Below are 17,900 nucleotides of genomic sequence, written 5' to 3'. Positions count from 1 at the left end.
CCTTTTAAAAAATTTTAAAGGCTCTCTTGATCGGTTTAGATTTTATGACCGGTTTGCTTAAAGATAAAGGCGTAGATATCCGCCGTTTCTTCTATTATTTTTGCTGTAGGTTTGCCGGCTCCGTGGCCTGCTTTTTCGGTTATACGGATAAGGATCGGGTTTTCTCCCTTGTAAGTGTCATGCAGAGCTTGGGCATACTTAAAGGAATGTGCAGGAACAACCCTGTCATCATGGTCTCCCGTACATACCATAATGGAAGGATAATTGATGCCTTCTTTTACGTTATGGAGGGGAGAGTAAGCATAAAGATATTCAAACATCTCCTTACTGTCCTCGCTGCTTCCGTATTCATCGACCCAAGCCCAGCCTATGGTAAAATGCTGGTAGCGGAGCATATCCAAGACTCCAACCTGAGGGATTGCAACGGCAAAAAGATCAGGGCGTTGGTTTGTTACGGCTCCTATTAAAAGGCCTCCGTTTGAGCCTCCTTGAATTGCAAGTTTTTTGCTTGAAGTATATTTGTGTTCTATCAAATATTCTCCTGCTGCAATAAAATCGTCGAAGACGTTTTGTTTTTTCATCTTTTTTCCGGCTGAGTGCCATGCTTCTCCGTATTCAAGACCGCCGCGTAAATTCACGCAGGCAAAGATACCTCCTTTTTCCAAAAAGGCCATTCTGGCTGCAGAAAAGGCGGGCGGAAGGGAAATAGCAAAGCCTCCGTACCCATACATAATCGTCGGATTATTTCCATCGAGTTTAATGTCTTTTTTTGAAACAATGTGCATAGGAATCTTTGTTCCGTCCTTGCTCTTAAAAAAGACCTGTTCGCATTTAAAGTCTTCCGTGTTGATTGGAATGGCAGGGACAAAAAAGTCTGTTAAACTGTTTGTTTTTATATCATAGCGTATGATTTTGTTGGGAGTTGTATAAGAGGTAAAGTTGAAAAATAAAGAGTCTTCATTTTTTCGTGTTCCTGAAAAAGAAATACTTCCATTTGCAGGCAGATTTATTTTTATGCTATTTTTTCCGTCAAGGCCGCAGATAAAGGCCTCATCCTGAACATCCCTCAAGTAAACCGTAAGAAGTTTTCCTCCGCAAAGGGCCGCGCTTGATAAAAGGCAGTCTTTTTGGGGGATCACTTCATCGATGGACTCTTCACTTATATTGTTTAAAGATGTCTTTACAACTCGGTAAAATGGAGCTTGTTTATTTGTTAATAAATATAAAAAGCCGTTTTCCGTTTCAAGGGGCCAGACACTGTCATTAAAATGAGTGTTGTATTGTTTAAAGCAGCTTGAACATTTAGGAAGGCCTTCGCTTAGATCTGCAACAAAGAGCATATTGCCCTCGCTTCCGGCTTCAAAAGCTGTAAGAAGGAGGGTTTTCTCGTCTTCAGTTGTACTTGCGGAAAAAGAGCGCAAGGGATGATCCTTGTCCTCAAAAATGAGAAGGTCATCGCTTTCTTTTGTTCCAAGTTTATGGTATTTTAGCTTTTGAAATTCATTTTTTTCGGTTAAAGATTTTCCTTTATCGGGAGCATCGTATGAGCTGTAAAAAAAGCCGTCCTTATACCATGCAATATTGGAAAATTTTACCCAGTGGATGTGTTCTCCCGTATCGGCTTTTTTTTCGGCATCAAAGACAAAGATTTCTTCCCAATCGGAGCCGCTTCCCGATACGGAGTAGGCCATATATTTTCCATCCTTGGAAAAGGCAATATTTTTTAAGGCCGTAGTTCCGTCCGAGCTTAGCTTATTCGGATCGAAAAAAACTTCAGGAGAGCTTTCCGCCTTTGTGTTTCCGCTTTGGCGGTACATAATGCTTTGATTTTGTAAGCCTTCCGTTCTAAAAAAATAATAGAAATTTCCTGCCTTAAAAAGACCTGAGCGTTTTTCATAATCCCAAATTTCTTCAAGCCGTTTTTTTAATTCTGCTCTAAAAGGAATCTTTGACAAAAAATCTTCGGTTTTTTTGTTTTGTTCTTTTACCCAAGCTATGACTTCGGGTGCATTATCGTCTTCAAGCCATCGGTACGGGTCAGGAACGATGGTTCCAAAATAATTGTCGGAAATATCGGATTTCTTGTGTTGCATCAGCTTCTCCTATAAAAACTTTTTGCAAGGATTATCAGAGCCTTGCGGCTATGTTCTGCAAGGAACTTTTTCATCGTATCCGCTAAAGCGGATAGCGAATCAAATCCTGAAAAAAGTTTTTTCAAGCGGTTTGTTTACAAACCGCATATAATAATGTGATGTTTTGTGCGAAGCACAAAACTCGAAGATAAACAGTGAGGTTGAATTTCTACCGAACTGTTTATCATATCTCCTATAAAAACTTTAAAATCTTGATAAATAATAGAAGAAACTGCGTTTTTATTCAAGTAGTTAAAAAAAATATTAAAAAAATCTAAAAAAAATGCACTTTTTTTATGTAAACCGCTTGACATTCTAAATTTTTGTGATAAAATGGGAGTAAGTGGGAGAAAGTAGTAAAAAGTGGGTAATTTTGCAATGACCGGAGAATATAAGAATACTCTTGACGAAAAAGGAAGAATTATGTTTCCGGCTAAAATTCGTGCAGAATTACCCGATTCAAATTTGGTTATTACAAGAGGTGTAGGTAACTGTCTTTGGATTTTTACTGCGGATAAGTGGAAAAAGTTTTCTGATGAGATTATGAAGAAAACTTCTTTGTTTAAAGCACAATCTTTGTTGGTTATGAGGCGCTTAATTGCCCCTGCCCAAGAAATTGAGGTTGATAAAAACGGCCGTATATCTATTCCCCAGAGCCTCCGCGAGTGTGCAGGGCTCGAAAAAGACTGCATTATTTTAGGTCTCGGTAAATGTTGTGAATTATGGGATCTAAAACAATATGAAAAATATTTAAAGGAGAGTGAGCCGGATTTTTCTGAAGCTGCCGAAGCTTTGGGTGAAATAGGTTTTTAGGTCTTATGCAGCCAGTACATACATCGGTCTTGCTTGAAGAATGTCTCGAATTCTTAAAACCCGATGTTTCCGATAATCTTTTTGTAGACGGAACATTGGGAGAAGGCGGACATACTGAAGCTTTTTTAAAAAGATATCCTCAACTGAATGCGATAGGCCTTGATGCTGATGTTTCTATTCAAGAACGGGCAAAAGAAAGGTTAAAACCTTTCGGTGAACGCATCCGATTTCACTTAGGCTGGTCCGATGAGTTTTTTAAAAACTATCCTAAAGATTCTGCTCCTCCAAATTTAATTCTTTTGGATTTGGGAATATCCATGTTTCATTATGTAAAATCGGGAAGGGGTTTTTCTTTTTCTTCTGACGAACCTTTGGATATGAGGCTTAATCTTGAGCTTAGATTAAGTGCCGCCGATATTGTTAATTCTTATAATGAAAAAGATTTGGCGGATTTAATTTTTAATTACGGTGAAGAGCGCTATTCAAGAAAGATAGCTTACCGTATAGTTGAGCAAAGAGCTGCGGCGGCTTTTAGTAATGCAAAAGAATTGGCTGATTGTATTTACAAGGCTGTTCCTCAAAATTACAGGCATGGAAAAATTCATCCTGCAACAAAAACGTTTCAAGCTCTTAGAATTGCCGTGAACGGAGAGCTTGATAGACTGCCCCGTCTTTTGGAAGCAGCTTTTTCGGTTTTGGCTCCTAACGGACGGCTTGGGCTTATTACTTTTCATTCTCTTGAGGATAGAATTGTAAAGTTCTATTTTAAAGAATTAGGGAAAAGCTGTACCTGTCCCGAAAATATGCCGATATGTAAGTGCGGGGGCAGGCCTAGAGCTGAGGTTTTAACAAAAAAAGCCGTTAAGGCTTCTGATGAGGAAATAAGGCTTAATCCTCCGTCGAGGAGTGCACGCCTTAGGGTTGTGCGTAAAATTGATTATCGGGAGAGTTAAAATGAAAAAAATACTTGCGGTGCTTTTAACATTGTTTATTCCTCTTTTTTTGTTTGCGGTGGTTTTGCAGTCTTCGCGTTATACAAGTGTTGAAAGGGATTTGGCTGATTATAATAAGGAACAATCTAAAATTATTGATGAAAATAAAAAGAAAATTTCCGGTATTTCTATTTTATCGAAGCCTGAGCGTATCGAAAGAATTGCCGTTGAAGAATTAAAAATGAGAAAAGCTTTGTCGGCCGAGATTTTGAGGGTTTCAATTTCAAAGGAGAATAAGGATGGTTAGAGAAAACTTAAGCAAGGATTTAGACTATTCTCTTATGACTCTTGATGAATTGCTTACAAGTACCGGTGCATGGCTTGTTTATGAATCAAGTTCATCTAAAGCGTTTTCTTCCGTAGTCATGGACAGCCGTAATGTAAAAAATAATTCTCTTTTTATTCCTTTACGAGGTGAAAATCAGGACGGGCATGTTTACATAGAGCCTGCTTTAAAGAATGGAGCTAAATTTTTTGTTGTTGACTTTGATTATCTTGATGAAAATGAAACTACATTATTGTCATTGTGTAAAAACTATGATGCTTCATGCGTTGCCGTAAAAAATAATTTAAAAGCTTTGCAGGATGCTGCAAGATATTATTTGTCGAAATTTCCCAATCTTTATAAGATAGGTATTACGGGGTCAAGCGGTAAAACAACTACAAAAGAAATTTTGGCTTCTATATATTCTAAAAAATATAATACCGTATCGACAAAGGGAAATTTAAATTCCGAAACGGGTTTACCTCTTTCCGTTTTTGAAGTGCGTCCCGAACATGAAGCCGGAATATTTGAGCTTGGTATGAACCGTAAGGGGGAGATAGCCGAAATAACAAGTGTTCTTTTACCAAACGCCGCTATAATTACAAACATAGGAACTGCCCATATCGGTATTCTCGGTACAAAGCAGGCGATTGCTGAGGAAAAAAAAGAAATTTTTTCTTTTTTTAAAGATGATTCTTTAGGTTTTATTCCTGACTGTGAGTTTACGGATTTTTTAAAAGATGTTTCTCATGGTTCGGTTTTTAGCGTGTCAGATAATGATTCTTCATTGGTACAAAAGGTTGAAGATGCCGGTGTATCAGGTTCTAAAATTTTTTATAGAGGAGAAGAAATTTTATTTCCATTACCCGGAGTATATAATGTAAAAAATGCTCTTTTATGTATAGCCTTGGTGGAAAAGAAGGGGTTTTCGGCTAAGGAAATTAAATCGGGTTTAGAAGCCGTGCGGCCTCTGTTTGGTAGATCGCAGGTCTTGCACGGCTTTGTAACCTATTTTTTGGATTGTTATAATGCAAATCCCGAGTCGATGAAAAGTGCAATAGAGTTTTGCGATTCTATAAATACCGAATGTGCAAAACATTATGTTTTGGCATCTATGCTTGAGTTAGGGTCTGAGTCAGATTATGAACATAAAAAAATAATTGAAGAAGCAATAAACTCTAATGCCGATAATTTATATTTTTTTGGAGATGATATTTGTTCCGCTTTTGAAGGTTTGGAAGTTGCTTCTTCAAAAAAAATATATAAGTTTAAAACAAATCAATTCGATGCGTTAAAAAAACAGCTTAAAGAGAATTTGTCTAAAGATGATTTTGTTTTATTAAAAGGTTCAAGGTCAATGGAGCTTGAAAGATTGGAATCCGTTTTAAAAGAAGGGGAGATTTAAATGATGAAGCATATTATTGCAAAGAAAAATATTCACTCTGAAAAGTATGACTTTGTTTTTGCAATGTCGGTTCTTCTCCTTTTCGGTGTTGGCTTTGCGACTTTGTATTCCGGTTCTATTCATTATGCTCAACGTTTTTTTGACAATCATCTTTATTTTGTCGGTAAGCAAATAAAGCATTTTATTGCAGGTATCATTGCAATGACGTTTTTTCTCTTTGTAGATTTTTCTACAATAAGAAAAATGCTGCCTTTTATTATGCTTGTGACTTTTATTTTTTGCCTGCTTCCGTTTATTCCCGGAATTGGAGAAGAAAGAAACGGTGCTTCTCGATGGATAAATATTGCAGGTTTTATGTTTCAACCTTCGGAGCTTTTAAAACTTTCTTTAATTTTATTTTTAGCTAATTTTTTCGATAAAAAAAACGGTAACTATGATCAGCCTTTGGTTTCGATTATTACGCCTTTTGTTATAATATCTTTGTTTGCTTTTTTGGTGTACTTGGAAAATGACTTTTCTTCTTCGATGTTTATCTTTTTTATAGCCGGGTTGATGTTCTTTATAGCAGGTGTGCCGATATTATGGTTTATTAAAGGGTTTGTAAGTTTTGCACCAATCTTTATTTTAATGGTTATAACAAAAGAATATAGAATGGAGCGCGTTTTATCTTTTTTAGATCCTTCAAGGAGTCCTTTGGATTCAAGTTTTCAAATACAGGCAGCTCTTAATGCATTGACAAGCGGAGGGGTTTGGGGGCAAGGATTAGGAAACGGTTTACGTAAAATAGCAAGTGTACCTGAGATATATTCCGATTTTATATTTGTTGTATGGGCTGAAGAAATGGGATTTATTGGTGTGGTGTTTTATATTGCATTACTTGCCTTCTTTGCATTTTTCGGCTATAGAATAGCTTTCGGCTGTAAGAGTAGATTCGGTGCTTATGTTGCTTTTGGGGCTGTAAGTTGTATCGTATCTCAGTCACTGGTAAATTGTGCTGTTGTTTCAAAAATGATTCCTGCCACGGGAATACCGCTTCCTTTTTTTTCATCGGGAGGATCGTCATTGGTAGTTACGTTTTCTTTATGTGGTCTAATTTTAAATGCATCAGGATATGTGAATAAGAAGGAGAAATAGATGGCTGATATTTTGTATACTTGGAAAAAAGATGAATATTTGAATGATGCATATGCTAAAGAGAAGATTATTAATGATAATAAATCATCAAAGCTTAAGTCGGCTATAATTAGATTTCTTATTATTAGTTTTATCTTGCTTTTATTGGGAGAGGTCATTTATTATGCAATAATTTTGCCCTATAGTTCTATAGCAGCAATAAATATTTCGGGGTGTTCCGATCTAAGTTCTATAGAAGTAAAAAAACTCGCAGGAATCGAAAGTAATACTAAATGGCTTTCAATAGATTCTTCTGAGATTTCTAAAAAACTTGTATTATGTCCCGGAATTGCATCCGTTACCGTAGAAAAAAAATTCCCCGATAAGGTTGCAATTAAGATAGTTGAAAGAAAGGCTGTTGCTTTGGCTTTTACGGAAGTTGAAGGAAGAACCGTTCCAATGGAAATTGACGGCTACGGTGTGATTTTTAGGATAGGTTCTCCTATTATTCAATCAAACTTGCCTATTATTACAGGGCTTACATTTAAAAATCCTCGCGAAGGTATGCAGGTTAACGAAAAACTTTCTCAGCTTTTTGTTCAGTTGGATATTTTACAAAAAAAATATCCGGTTTTATTAAATGAAATATCGGAGATAAAAATTCAACCTAAAAAATACGGAGGTTATGACTTGATTCTTTATCCTGTAAAGAGCAGATTATCGGTTATAACCAATAAATTTTTGACGGAAGAATCTTTACAATATATGATTCTTATTCTAGATGTAATTAAGGATATAAATTTAGAAAAAAATATTATTGGAATTGATCTACGTGGTGCCAATGCCGTTTACATAAAAAGAGAGGCTAAAAATGAGTGATGATATAATCGTAGGTTTGGATATAGGAAGTAAAAATATTCGAGTTGTTGTTGCCGAAAAAAATGATGAAGGGCATTTACAGATTACAGGTATCGGCATAAGTGAATCGACGGGTATACATCGAGGTATTGTCACTAACATAGAGAATACTGTTCGGGGTATAAATAAGGCTGTTGATGAGGCAGCGGTTATGTCCGGCGTAGATATTTCACATTGTACTGTCGGCTTGGGTGGAGTTCATATAGAGGGAGTAAACTCTAAGGGTGTTTTCCCTATAAGAGACAAGGGTAAAAATAATAAGGAAATAGACCGCTCCGATATAGATGCCGTAATTAATTCTGCGCAGGCTGTTGAGTTTACAGGAGATAGAGAAATAATTCATGTTGTGCCTCAGTCTTATACGGTAGATAGGCAGCATGGAATCAAAGATCCGCTAAATATGATAGGTACAAGACTTGAAGCTGAGGTTCATTTAATAACAGGTGTAGCGACCTCGATGAAAAATATTCCCAATTGCGTTCAAAGAGCCGATTTAAATATAGACGGCTTAATGCATAACGGTTTGGCGGATGTAAGAGCCGTTATGACAAATGATGAACAAGAGCTTGGTTCAATTTTAATCGATATCGGAGCGGGTACCACCGATATAGTTGTTATGCAAAACGGAGGGCCTATAATTACGGCTTCTTTACCTGTAGGCGGAATACAGGTTACCAATGATCTTGCAATAGTAAAAAGTATTCCGTTTGATACGGCGGAAAAAATAAAAATATCAAGCGGATGCTGCTGGCTTCCCTTTGTTGAAAGAGATGAGCAGGTTTTAATTCCGGCTTTTGGAGGTAGGGGCCCTGAAGAAATTTATAGAAGTGAGATTTGCGAAATATTGCAAGCCCGCATGGCTGAAATTTTTGTAATGGTAAAAAATAAGGTTGATGGTCTTACGCAAGGTTCCCGCCTTGGCGGTTCCGTTATAATATGCGGAGGCGGAGCCTTGTTAAACGGTACAACGGAATTAGCTGATGAAATATTCGGTATGCAATCTGCCAGGCTGGGAATTCCTTCAACTATAGGAGGAGTTGTAGGGCAATATCGAAGCCCTGAGTTCGCTACAGTGTTGGGATTAATATTGCATAAATTAGATGATCAAAATAAGATAGGTAAGGTTTCAAGTTCCAGAAAAGAAAATTCCGGGCTTGTTGTTTCAAAAATAAAAAATTTTATAAAAGAATTATTTTAAAATTGCATACGGGAGGGTTATTGGTATGTTATATGAAGTAATGGAAGACAAGGTAAATGATGAAGTTGTCGATGCAGGTACTCCGGCTATAATAAAAGTTATAGGCGCCGGAGGAGGCGGTTCAAATGCTGTAAACAGAATGATGTCCAGCAGTATGAGGTATGTTGACTTTATAGTTGCAAATACCGATTTACAGGCGTTGCGTCATTCAAATGCTCCTTTAAAATTACCTATAGGAACAAAGATTACCAAAGGTTTGGGTTCAGGAGGGGATCCTGAAATAGGAGAGCAGGCTGCTATCGAAGATCGCGAGGTAATTGCAAATGCAATAAAAGATGCAGATATGCTTTTTATAACGGCAGGCATGGGCGGAGGTACCGGTACCGGTTCGGCTCCGATTATTGCCGAAATTGCTAAGGAGCAGGGGATATTAACTGTTGCAGTAGTTACAAAGCCGTTTGCATTTGAAGGCCGTAAAAGAATGAGTCTTGCAGAAGAAGGGATAAAGAAATTACGAGAATCCGTAGACACTGTGATTACTATTCCGAATCAGCACTTGTTGAATATGGTAGATCCTTCGACGCCTGTTGTGGAAGCTTTTAAAAAGGCTGATGATGTTTTACGTCAAGCTGTTCAAGGTATATCGGATTTAATTTATCAACATGGAGAAATCAATGTTGATTTAGCCGATGTTAAAGCCGTAATGAAAGCTCAGGGTAATGCTCATATGGGCGTAGGTATAGGCGAAGGACAAAATAGAGCCGTTGATGCTGCAACAAATGCACTTAACAATCCTTTACTTGAAGAAGCCAGAGTTGAAGGGGCTAAAAATCTTTTGGTAAATATTTGCGGAAGCGAAAAATTAACCATGCATGAACTTTCGGAAATCATGAATATTATTAATGCCGGAGCAGATCCTGATGTGGCTACTTTTTTCGGTGCAACCATAGATCCTTCCGTAGAAAACAAAGTTGTTGTTACACTTATTGCAACAGGTTTTAGATCAAACGATAAGTTTCCTATTGATGATGCAGCGTCTAACAGAAAGCCTGTTCGTGAGAACGCAGAAAATTTGGTATTTACAGATGATTCTTTTATGACCTCAAGAGAGTGGACTAAGGTTAATAAAACAACACCTCCTACTCTTTCCGGGCTTGGATTAAGAAATAGGAGCGAGACTTCTTCTGAAAAACATTATGAAGAGAGTTATGTTGCAGAAAGGAAACCTTCTTTTAGCTCTATAGTTCCGCCTATGGAAAGTGATTTGGATACTCCTGCATATTACAGAAATCAAAATGTTTTAAGATAGGAGGAAAATAAACTGACAAAGATACAGCTTCGGGCTTTTTACGGATTTTTAATTTCAGCAGAATCTCATTCCAAAGCAACAGCTCAAACCTATATTAATACCTTGCAATTATTTCAAGAGCATAAGTCAGATAGTTTAATTGAAAATGCAACGGAAGCCGACTGTATTGATTTTATTTTGCATAGATCCGAATCAGGAATTATGGCTAAAACCATAGCCAAGGATATTGCAGCTCTTAATTCCTTTTTTAGATTTTTAATTATCGAAGGAGTTAGAAAAGATAATCCGAGTGAGAGTATTGAAAGACCTAAAAGGGAAAAGACCTTGCCCAGAGTTTTATCTCCGGATGAAGTTGACAGCCTTTTTGCTGCAATTCCTTTGGATTCTCCTAATAATATAAGAGACAGGGCTTTGTTTGAGCTTATTTATTCGGCAGGTCTTAGAGTCAGCGAGATTGTTAATTTAAAAATGGAAGATATTTTCTATGATGAAGATTTAATTAAGGTTACGGGGAAAGGCAATAAAGAGCGGATTGTTCCTTTTGGAAGTGCTGCAAAGTATTGGTTAAAACAATATATACTTGAAGCCCGTACCGAACTATTAAAACCTAAACATCCTGAAAATACATTGACTTCAGGTTCCGTATTTTTAAATAATAGAGGAGCTGTTTTAACCAGAAAGGGAATTTGGAAAAGAATAAATGAGCTTTCAAATTTTTCCGGTATTGAAACAAAGGTTCATACTTTAAGACATTCTTATGCTACGCATTTACTTGCCGGAGGAGCGGATTTGAGATCCGTGCAATGTCTTTTAGGGCATTCCGATATTTCTACAACTCAAGTTTATACACATATCGAGGATAAGTCTTTGCAAATGTATCATAATAAATTTTTTGATACTAAAAAGTTAGAACGAGGTATAAAATGAAAAAAAGATTTTGTTTTGTAATAATTACTTTGTTGTTAATTCTTATATTGGGAAGCTGTAACAAGGTTACAAGTATTCGAAGACTTCAAGAATTGGAAGAAGGAGTCAGCAATCCGAATACAGAGGCCGAATTAAAAGATGCTATAAGAAAATATGAAAAAAGAGTTGACGATATAATTATTGCAGAAGAAAGGATAGGTATTTGGTATAAAATACTCGGCTCAAGGTATATGGATCAAAAGATGTATAAGAAAGCATTAAAAGCTTTTCAATCTGCATTGGAATATTATCCTGAAAATCCGAATTTATTTTATCAAGCAGGCCTTGCTGCAAGTTTAACGGCAAAAAATTCTTTAGATTTTGAATTGACAGGAACCGACATCGAGAAAAAAAGATATTTTGCTCTTGCCGTTTCCGCTTATACGCGTGCACTTGAAATAGATCCTAAACATGCAAAGGCTGTTTATGCCCTATCGGTATTGTACATATTCGAATTAAATCGTCCTGCTGAAGCAATTCCTATTTTAGAAAAAATTACCGAATGGGAAAAGAAACCTATAGATCATTTATTTTTACTTGGGGCCGCTTATTATATGACGGGTGAAAATGAAAAAGCTATTGCCGTTTATGAGCGCATTATCGAAATTTCAAGCAGTGCAGAAAAAAAAGCACAAGCTGAAAGTAATATTAGGGATATTAGGGGTTCGGGAGGAAGATAAAAAGTGAAGATATCCGAAAAAGAAAGTTTGTATATAGGATTATCTCATTGCTATTTTCTCAAAGGAAGGGAAAAGCTTGTTCTGTCGGAAAAGCTTGATTCCTTATCTTCTTTTGTATCGCTTTCTATAAAGGATATTTCGGAAATTATCGGCCGGCAGGTAAGACCCAAAAAATGGGATAAAGATTTACTTAAATCCCTTACGGATTCAAGTATAAAACTTATGAGCTCATACGATATAAAAATGCTTTATTTTTATGATTCGGATTTTCCTCCGCAGCTTAGGGAGATTCCCGATCATCCATTTACCGTCTTTTATCGCGGAATACTCCCGTCAAGTGAACAGCCTATGCTTGCAATGGTAGGAACAAGGCGGCCTACAGGGGACGGAATTGAACAAGCTTTGAATTTGGGAAAAGAATGTGCCGAAAAAAATATTCCTGTCGTGTCGGGATTGGCTTTCGGTATAGATTGTTTTTCTCATAAGGGCTGTCTTGAAGGTGAAGGTAAAACCTTGGCCGTATTGGCCTGCGGGCCTGAAATGATTTATCCCCGTTCAAATAAAAAGCTTGCTGCAAATATTTTGGAATCGGGAGGCTGTATTTTAAGTGAATATGCTCCGGGAACAGAACCGTTATCCTACCGCTTCCCTGAACGAAATAGAATTATTTCGGGACTTTCTCGTTCCGTTTTAATTGTAGAAGCTCCAAAAAAATCGGGAGCCCTTATTACTGCTGATTTTGCCTTGGAGCAGGGCAGGGATGTTTATGTATGCAATCTTCTTCTTAATTCTTTACAGAATGAGGGCGGTAAAGCCCTTTACGAACAAGGTGCATTTGCTATAAAATCCATAGATGATATTTTACATGACTGGAAATATCCTACGGAAAATAATTTAAAAAACAATCAGCAAAATATGCTGTTTACTAATTTATAGATTATGAGGTATTGATTTATGGAAAACACGATGAATGAAACAAAAAAAACTAAACGTACTGCAAAAAAAACAAAACAGCATTGCTTGGTTATAGTCGAGTCACCTGCAAAGGCTAAGACGATTGAAAAATATTTAGGAAGCGATTATATCGTAAGAGCTTCGATGGGACATCTGATAGATTTGCCTAAATCCAGATTGGCAATTGATATAGAACATAATTTTACTCCCGAATATATAACGGTTCGGGGACGTGCTAAAATTTTAAAAGAATTAAAAAAAGAAGCAAAAAAATCTTCAGGCGTATTTCTTGCAAGTGATAATGATAGAGAAGGGGAGGCCATCGCCTTTCATTTACACGAAGCCTTGCTTCCTGAATGTTCTTCTCCGATAAAAAGAATAGTTTTTAACGAAATTACTCCTAATGCAATTCAAGAAGCTGTAAAAAATCCTATGGATATAGATATGGGAAAAGTTAATGCTCAAAAATCCAGAAGAGTTTTGGATAGACTGGTCGGTTATAACCTATCTCCTCTTCTTTGGCAAAAAGTAAAAAACGGATTGTCGGCAGGCCGAGTTCAATCAGTTGCATTGCGTTTAATTTGTGAACGGGAAGAAGAAGTTGAAAATTTTATTCCTGATGAGTACTGGACTCTTGACGGCGATTTTAAATACAATAAAACTTCTTTTGAAGCTCAACTTGTAAAATACAAGGATAATAAGCCTGAATTAAAAAATCAAAAAGAGGTTGATGCTATTATAAAAGAATTAAGCTCTTTGCCGGCTTCGGTTTCGGATATTAAAACAACGGAGAAAAGTATTAAGCCTCGCCCTCCGTTTACTACTTCTACATTACAACAGGTAGCGGCAAACAGGATAGGCTTTACATCAAAAAAGACGATGCAGGTAGCCCAGCAGCTTTATGAAGGTGTCGCTGTAGGTTCCGGCAGAGTCGGTTTGATTACCTATATGCGTACCGATTCGGTAAGAATTTCCGATACGGCAATAGATGCTGTCCGTAAATGGATTAATGAAAATCATCCTAAAGAATTACCTGATGGGCCGAATGTATACGCAGCAGGAAAAAAAGCACAGGATGCACACGAAGCAATTCGTCCTACATACATTGAGTATACTCCTTCTTATTTAAAAGAATTCTTAACCCGTGATCAGTTAAGACTTTATTCTTTGATTTGGGAACGTTTTGTTTCAAGTCAAATGAAAAATGCAAAAACAAAAACATCTAGTTATGAAATAAAAGTAGGGGATGCAGTTTTCCGTGCAGCTTCTACAAAGATAACAGAAAAAGGTTTTTACACGGTTACAAAAACCTTGATTTCAAAAGATGAAAAAGGAACTTCTCTTCCTCCTATGAAGGTAGGAGATGAAATCAGTATTGAAGATTTAAGACCGGAGCAGCATTTTACTCAAGGCCCTGCCCGTTATACGGATGCAAGTATCGTAAAGATGCTTGAAGAAAAAGGTATCGGAAGGCCTTCAACCTATGCGCCTATTATTTCCGTTTTGCTCGACCGTTATTATGTAACAAGATCTAATAAACAGCTTGTTCCGACCCAGCTGGGAAGAATTATAAACAGCCTTTTAGTAAAAAATTTTTCCGAAATAATAGATGTGAACTTTACTGCCGGAATGGAAAACCGCTTGGACGAGGTCGCGGAAAATAAGGTAGAATGGCCTAAGCTGATGGAAAGTTTTTACGGCTCATTTAAAGAAAAAGTAGATACCGCTTTGGAAAATGTAGAAAGCATTAAGGGGTCTTTGGATGAAGTTACGGATATAGTCTGCGAAAAATGCGGAAACAAAATGGTAAAAAAACTTGGCCGCTTCGGGGTATTTTTGGCTTGCAGTGCTTTCCCTGAATGTAAAAATACAAAATCGATTCCTTTGGCAAAATGTCCGCGTGAAGGCTGCGGAGGAGATATAATCGCACGTAAATCCAAAAAGAGAGGAAAAGAATTTTACGGATGTACTCATTTTCCCGAATGTGATTTTATTTCACACTTTAAACCTATAAATGCTTCTTGCCCGAAATGCGGCTGGTTCATGGTAGAAAAGTATGATAAGAAAAACGGAAACTATAAGGCTTGTATTAATCCTAATTGCGATTATTTACACAGTGTAGTTGAAGGTGTAGAAGATGTGGAGGTAGACAGAAACAATGAATGAAGTATTTGAAAACTACCTCACTTACAGTGCGGGAGTAAGGCAATTTACAAAAGCAACAATAGATTCTTATAAAAACGATTTGATTATTTTTGAAGAATGGTTAAAAGAACTTGACTTAAATGTTTTTGAGTTAAAGGCTTCGGACATCAGGATTTTTATTGCAGAACTTGCAGATAAAAAAATTGCTCCGGCTTCAATTAACAGAATGATGTCTACCTTAAGAGGTTTTTATAAATATGCTTTAAGGTTCAATTTGACAAAAATAAGTCCTATATCCTCTGTAAGGAATTTAAAACTTGCTCAAAAACTTCCTGTGTTTATGTTTCCAAAACAGGCACAAGAGTTTTGTAAGCTGCCTTCAAATGCCGATATTCTTTGGGAAACAAGGGATGCTGCCTTATTTGCTTCTCTTTATTCCACAGGCTGCCGTGTTTCGGAATTAGCCGGACTCGATATAAAAGATTTGGATAAAACTCTTTCTTATGCCATCGTTTTCGGAAAAGGCAAAAAAGAAAGAAAGGTGTTTTTTGCGGAATTTGCAAAAGAGTATTTGAGGGAGTATTTAAAAGAAAGAGCAGACTTGGTTGAAAAGTTTAAAGGCCAAGTTCAAAAAGACGATAAGGGAAAAATTAGAGATGCTCTTTTTATAAACCAAAAGGCTCAACCCTTAACAAGCAGGGGAATTCGGTATATAATAAACAGATATGTTGAGTTATCTCCCGAATTAAAACATCTTTCACCCCACGCTTTTAGACATAGTTTTGCATCGACATTAATTACACGCGGTGCGGATATAAGGGTTGTACAGGAATTGCTTGGTCACGAAAGCGTTTCGACCACGCAAAGATATACGCATATTACGGCTGAGCAGCTTCAAAATTTATACAAGGCTGCTCATCCTCATTCATAAATAGGAGTTATGATAAACAGTTCGGCAGAAATTCAGCCTCACTGTTTATCGGAATAGGAGTTTTAGATGAGTCAAAAAATAAGAAGCACTACGGTGATTGCCGTAAGGAAAGACGGAAAAATTGTTATGGCCGGAGACGGGCAGGTAACCATGGGTGAAACAGTTATGAAAGGAAATGCCCGAAAGGTAAGAAAAATTTATGACGGAAAAATTATAACGGGCTTTGCCGGAGCAACGGCCGATGCCTTTACTCTTTTGGAAAAATTTGAAATCAGGGTAAAAGAATTTTCAGGAGATCTTACCAGAGCTGCGGTAGAGCTTGCAAAAGATTGGCGCACCGATAAGATGCTTAAAAATTTACAGGCCCTCTTACTTGTAGCCGACTCAAAGACTACTCTTTTAATTTCAGGAAACGGAGATGTTATAGAGCCGGAAGAAGATGTGCTTGCAATAGGCTCAGGAGGCAATTATGCTTATGCTTCGGCTTTGGCTTTGATGCAAAACACAAACCTTTCCGCCCATGAAATTGCAGAAAAGAGTTTACAGATTGCAGGAAAAATATGTATTTACACAAACGGAAAGATAGTTACGGAGGAAATATAATGAATGAAGAATTAAAAGATTTGACGCCTAAACAAACGGTTGCAGAATTGGATAAATATATCATAGGACAAAACAAAGCGAAGAGGGCTGTTGCTATTGCTCTTCGTAACAGAATGCGCCGGCTCAAACTTCCCGAAGAAATCAGAGATGAAATAGCTCCTAAAAATATTTTGATGATAGGTCCTACGGGTGTAGGTAAAACCGAAATTGCAAGACGGCTTGCAAAGTTGTCGGGCGCTCCATTTTTAAAAGTAGAGGCTACAAAGTATACTGAAGTGGGCTATGTAGGCCGTGATGTAGAATCTATGATCAGGGATTTAATGGCTGTGGGCTACACAATGGTGAAAAGTGAAATGCAGGAAAAACTAAAAGAGCAAGCAGAAAAAAATACCGAAGAATCTTTATTGGATTTGCTTTTGCCCGGCTCAAATAAAAAGAAAACTGCAGCTGCCGCTCAACCGCAAGATGTTTCTCAAGCCTCTGCCGGAACACCGGTAACTCTTCCGAGTGTGAGTGCTACGGCTCTTGCGGAAGAGCATAAGGCTCAAAATGAAAACGATATGAGCGGTACGAGGGAAAAATTCCGCGTAATGCTCCGCGAAAATAAACTTGAAGATAAGATGGTTGAGGTTACTATTTCTCCCTCCATGGGAACGCCCACATTCGAATTTTTTGCAGGCGGTTCAAATATGGAAGATATTGAATCTGCAATGTCGAATATTTCCAGTATGCTTATGGGCGGAGCAAAATCGAAACGCAAAAATGTAAGTGTAAAAGAAGCCCGCGAAATTATAATGGCCGAACAGCTTGACCGAATGGTAGATCACGATAAGGTAACGGATGAGGCAAAGCAAAGGGTCGAGCAGATGGGAATTATATTTATTGATGAAATCGATAAGGTGGCTTCCCGTTCGGATCGAGGAGGCGGGCCCGATGTTTCAAGAGAGGGTGTTCAGCGCGATATCCTTCCCATAGTTGAAGGCTCTAAGGTTTCCACTAAGTACGGCGTCGTCGATACCCGTCACATTCTTTTTATAGCAGCGGGAGCTTTCAGCGTATCAAAGCCGAGCGATTTAATCCCTGAATTTCAAGGACGCTTTCCCTTGCGCGTAGAGCTCGAAGCCTTGCATGCAGAAGATTTTAAACGCATTCTTCTTGAACCTAAAAATGCTTTGACCAAACAGTATGCAGAGCTTTTGGAAACCGAAGGTGTAAAAATAGAATTTTTAGATGAAGCCATTGATAGGATGAGTTTTTTGGCTGCCGATGTAAACAGCAAAAACGAAAACATTGGGGCAAGAAGGCTCCATACGATTATGGAAATGCTTTTAGAAGATATTTCGTTTAATGCAAGCGAAATGGGAGGCGAAACGGTAAAAATCGATGTAGCCTATGTGGATGAAAGGTTAAAAGATATAGTACAGGATCAGGATTTATCCCGATATATTCTATAATATGGTTAAGGGGTATTTAAAA

General features: G+C 37.5%; 16 protein-coding genes. 15 read left to right on the top strand and 1 reads right to left on the bottom strand.

All coding sequences use genetic code 11. The annotated features are described in order from the left end of the window. Positions 1-35 precede the first annotated feature (35 nt). Complete coding sequence (locus E4N80_RS06880; protein WP_253698422.1) at positions 36-2,093, bottom strand: prolyl oligopeptidase family serine peptidase; 2,058 nt, start codon at positions 2,091-2,093, stop codon at positions 36-38. 417 nt (positions 2,094-2,510) lie between these two features. Here E4N80_RS06880 and mraZ point away from each other — a divergent pair, with 417 nt between their 5' ends. The 15 genes from mraZ (at position 2,511) to hslU (ending at position 17,878) form a co-directional block, all read left to right on the top strand. After that, on the top strand, positions 2,511-2,945 hold the full coding sequence (gene mraZ / locus E4N80_RS06875) for a division/cell wall cluster transcriptional repressor MraZ (RefSeq protein ID WP_044979874.1): 435 nt from the start codon (positions 2,511-2,513) through the stop codon (positions 2,943-2,945). A 5-nt stretch (positions 2,946-2,950) separates the two neighbouring features. Beyond that, the gene (rsmH, locus tag E4N80_RS06870; RefSeq protein ID WP_253698421.1) at positions 2,951-3,898 is read left to right on the top strand and encodes a 16S rRNA (cytosine(1402)-N(4))-methyltransferase RsmH; all 948 of its coding nucleotides are present in this window, start codon (positions 2,951-2,953) and stop codon (positions 3,896-3,898) included. Between the two features lies 1 nt (position 3,899). Next, positions 3,900-4,184, top strand: coding sequence for an FtsB/FtsL family cell division protein (locus E4N80_RS06865; RefSeq protein ID WP_253698420.1), 285 nt, complete (start codon positions 3,900-3,902; stop codon positions 4,182-4,184). Next, positions 4,177-5,607, top strand: coding sequence for a UDP-N-acetylmuramoyl-tripeptide--D-alanyl-D-alanine ligase (locus E4N80_RS06860; protein WP_253698419.1), 1,431 nt, complete (start codon positions 4,177-4,179; stop codon positions 5,605-5,607). Before E4N80_RS06865 ends, E4N80_RS06860 begins: the two co-directional genes overlap by 8 nt. Continuing rightward, positions 5,608-6,741 carry a putative lipid II flippase FtsW gene (gene ftsW, locus E4N80_RS06855; protein ID WP_253698418.1) on the top strand — a complete coding sequence of 378 codons (1,134 nt, stop codon included), beginning with the start codon at positions 5,608-5,610 and terminating at the stop codon, positions 6,739-6,741. Further along, entirely contained in the window at positions 6,742-7,599 is an 858-nt protein-coding gene (locus tag E4N80_RS06850) for a cell division protein FtsQ/DivIB (protein ID WP_253698417.1), read from the top strand. It abuts the gene before it with no gap. Then, complete coding sequence (gene ftsA / locus E4N80_RS06845; protein WP_253698416.1) at positions 7,592-8,836, top strand: cell division protein FtsA; 1,245 nt, start codon at positions 7,592-7,594, stop codon at positions 8,834-8,836. The genes E4N80_RS06850 and ftsA overlap by 8 nt, the downstream gene beginning before the upstream one ends. 25 nt (positions 8,837-8,861) lie before the next feature. Then, positions 8,862-10,145 carry a cell division protein FtsZ gene (gene ftsZ, locus E4N80_RS06840; RefSeq protein ID WP_253698415.1) on the top strand — a complete coding sequence of 428 codons (1,284 nt, stop codon included), beginning with the start codon at positions 8,862-8,864 and terminating at the stop codon, positions 10,143-10,145. 12 nt (positions 10,146-10,157) lie between these two features. Continuing rightward, positions 10,158-11,072, top strand: a complete 915-nt coding sequence (locus tag E4N80_RS06835; protein WP_253701050.1) for a site-specific tyrosine recombinase — start codon at positions 10,158-10,160, stop codon at positions 11,070-11,072. Continuing rightward, on the top strand, positions 11,069-11,791 hold the full coding sequence (locus E4N80_RS06830; protein WP_253698414.1) for a tetratricopeptide repeat protein: 723 nt from the start codon (positions 11,069-11,071) through the stop codon (positions 11,789-11,791). The genes E4N80_RS06835 and E4N80_RS06830 overlap by 4 nt, the downstream gene beginning before the upstream one ends. Before the next feature lie 3 nt (positions 11,792-11,794). Continuing rightward, positions 11,795-12,727: a DNA-processing protein DprA gene (dprA, locus tag E4N80_RS06825; RefSeq protein ID WP_253698413.1), complete on the top strand. Its 933-nt coding sequence runs from the start codon at positions 11,795-11,797 to the stop codon at positions 12,725-12,727. A gap of 18 nt (positions 12,728-12,745) precedes the next feature. After that, positions 12,746-14,911 (top strand): type I DNA topoisomerase, encoded by a 2,166-nt coding sequence (topA, locus tag E4N80_RS06820; protein WP_253698412.1) that lies wholly within the window; start codon positions 12,746-12,748, stop codon positions 14,909-14,911. Then, positions 14,904-15,821, top strand: coding sequence for a tyrosine recombinase XerC (locus E4N80_RS06815; RefSeq protein ID WP_253698411.1), 918 nt, complete (start codon positions 14,904-14,906; stop codon positions 15,819-15,821). Before topA ends, E4N80_RS06815 begins: the two co-directional genes overlap by 8 nt. Positions 15,822-15,887: 66 nt before the next feature. Beyond that, positions 15,888-16,424 (top strand): ATP-dependent protease subunit HslV, encoded by a 537-nt coding sequence (hslV, locus tag E4N80_RS06810; protein WP_253689854.1) that lies wholly within the window; start codon positions 15,888-15,890, stop codon positions 16,422-16,424. After that, positions 16,424-17,878, top strand: a complete 1,455-nt coding sequence (gene hslU / locus E4N80_RS06805) for an ATP-dependent protease ATPase subunit HslU (RefSeq protein WP_253698410.1) — start codon at positions 16,424-16,426, stop codon at positions 17,876-17,878. Before hslV ends, hslU begins: the two co-directional genes overlap by 1 nt. Positions 17,879-17,900 lie beyond the last annotated feature (22 nt).

Origin of the sequence: Treponema denticola, from assembly GCF_024181605.1 — a bacterium.
GTDB lineage: Bacteria > Spirochaetota > Spirochaetia > Treponematales > Treponemataceae > Treponema_B > Treponema_B denticola_B.
Note: the sequence above shows the minus strand (reverse complement) of the source record. Positions and strands in the feature narration are given on the sequence as shown.

What these genes read in the sequence shown, in the direction of transcription:
- E4N80_RS06880 (WP_253698422.1), bottom strand. Translation starts at nt 2,093, where the DNA reads ATGCAACACAAGAAATCCGATATTTCCGACAATTATTTTGGAACCATC.
- mraZ (WP_044979874.1), top strand. Translation starts at nt 2,511, where the DNA reads ATGACCGGAGAATATAAGAATACTCTTGACGAAAAAGGAAGAATTATG.
- rsmH (WP_253698421.1), top strand. Translation starts at nt 2,951, where the DNA reads ATGCAGCCAGTACATACATCGGTCTTGCTTGAAGAATGTCTCGAATTC.
- E4N80_RS06865 (WP_253698420.1), top strand. Translation starts at nt 3,900, where the DNA reads ATGAAAAAAATACTTGCGGTGCTTTTAACATTGTTTATTCCTCTTTTT.
- E4N80_RS06860 (WP_253698419.1), top strand. Translation starts at nt 4,177, where the DNA reads ATGGTTAGAGAAAACTTAAGCAAGGATTTAGACTATTCTCTTATGACT.
- ftsW (WP_253698418.1), top strand. Translation starts at nt 5,608, where the DNA reads ATGATGAAGCATATTATTGCAAAGAAAAATATTCACTCTGAAAAGTAT.
- E4N80_RS06850 (WP_253698417.1), top strand. Translation starts at nt 6,742, where the DNA reads ATGGCTGATATTTTGTATACTTGGAAAAAAGATGAATATTTGAATGAT.
- ftsA (WP_253698416.1), top strand. Translation starts at nt 7,592, where the DNA reads ATGAGTGATGATATAATCGTAGGTTTGGATATAGGAAGTAAAAATATT.
- ftsZ (WP_253698415.1), top strand. Translation starts at nt 8,862, where the DNA reads ATGTTATATGAAGTAATGGAAGACAAGGTAAATGATGAAGTTGTCGAT.
- E4N80_RS06830 (WP_253698414.1), top strand. Translation starts at nt 11,069, where the DNA reads ATGAAAAAAAGATTTTGTTTTGTAATAATTACTTTGTTGTTAATTCTT.
- topA (WP_253698412.1), top strand. Translation starts at nt 12,746, where the DNA reads ATGGAAAACACGATGAATGAAACAAAAAAAACTAAACGTACTGCAAAA.
- E4N80_RS06815 (WP_253698411.1), top strand. Translation starts at nt 14,904, where the DNA reads ATGAATGAAGTATTTGAAAACTACCTCACTTACAGTGCGGGAGTAAGG.
- hslV (WP_253689854.1), top strand. Translation starts at nt 15,888, where the DNA reads ATGAGTCAAAAAATAAGAAGCACTACGGTGATTGCCGTAAGGAAAGAC.
- hslU (WP_253698410.1), top strand. Translation starts at nt 16,424, where the DNA reads ATGAATGAAGAATTAAAAGATTTGACGCCTAAACAAACGGTTGCAGAA.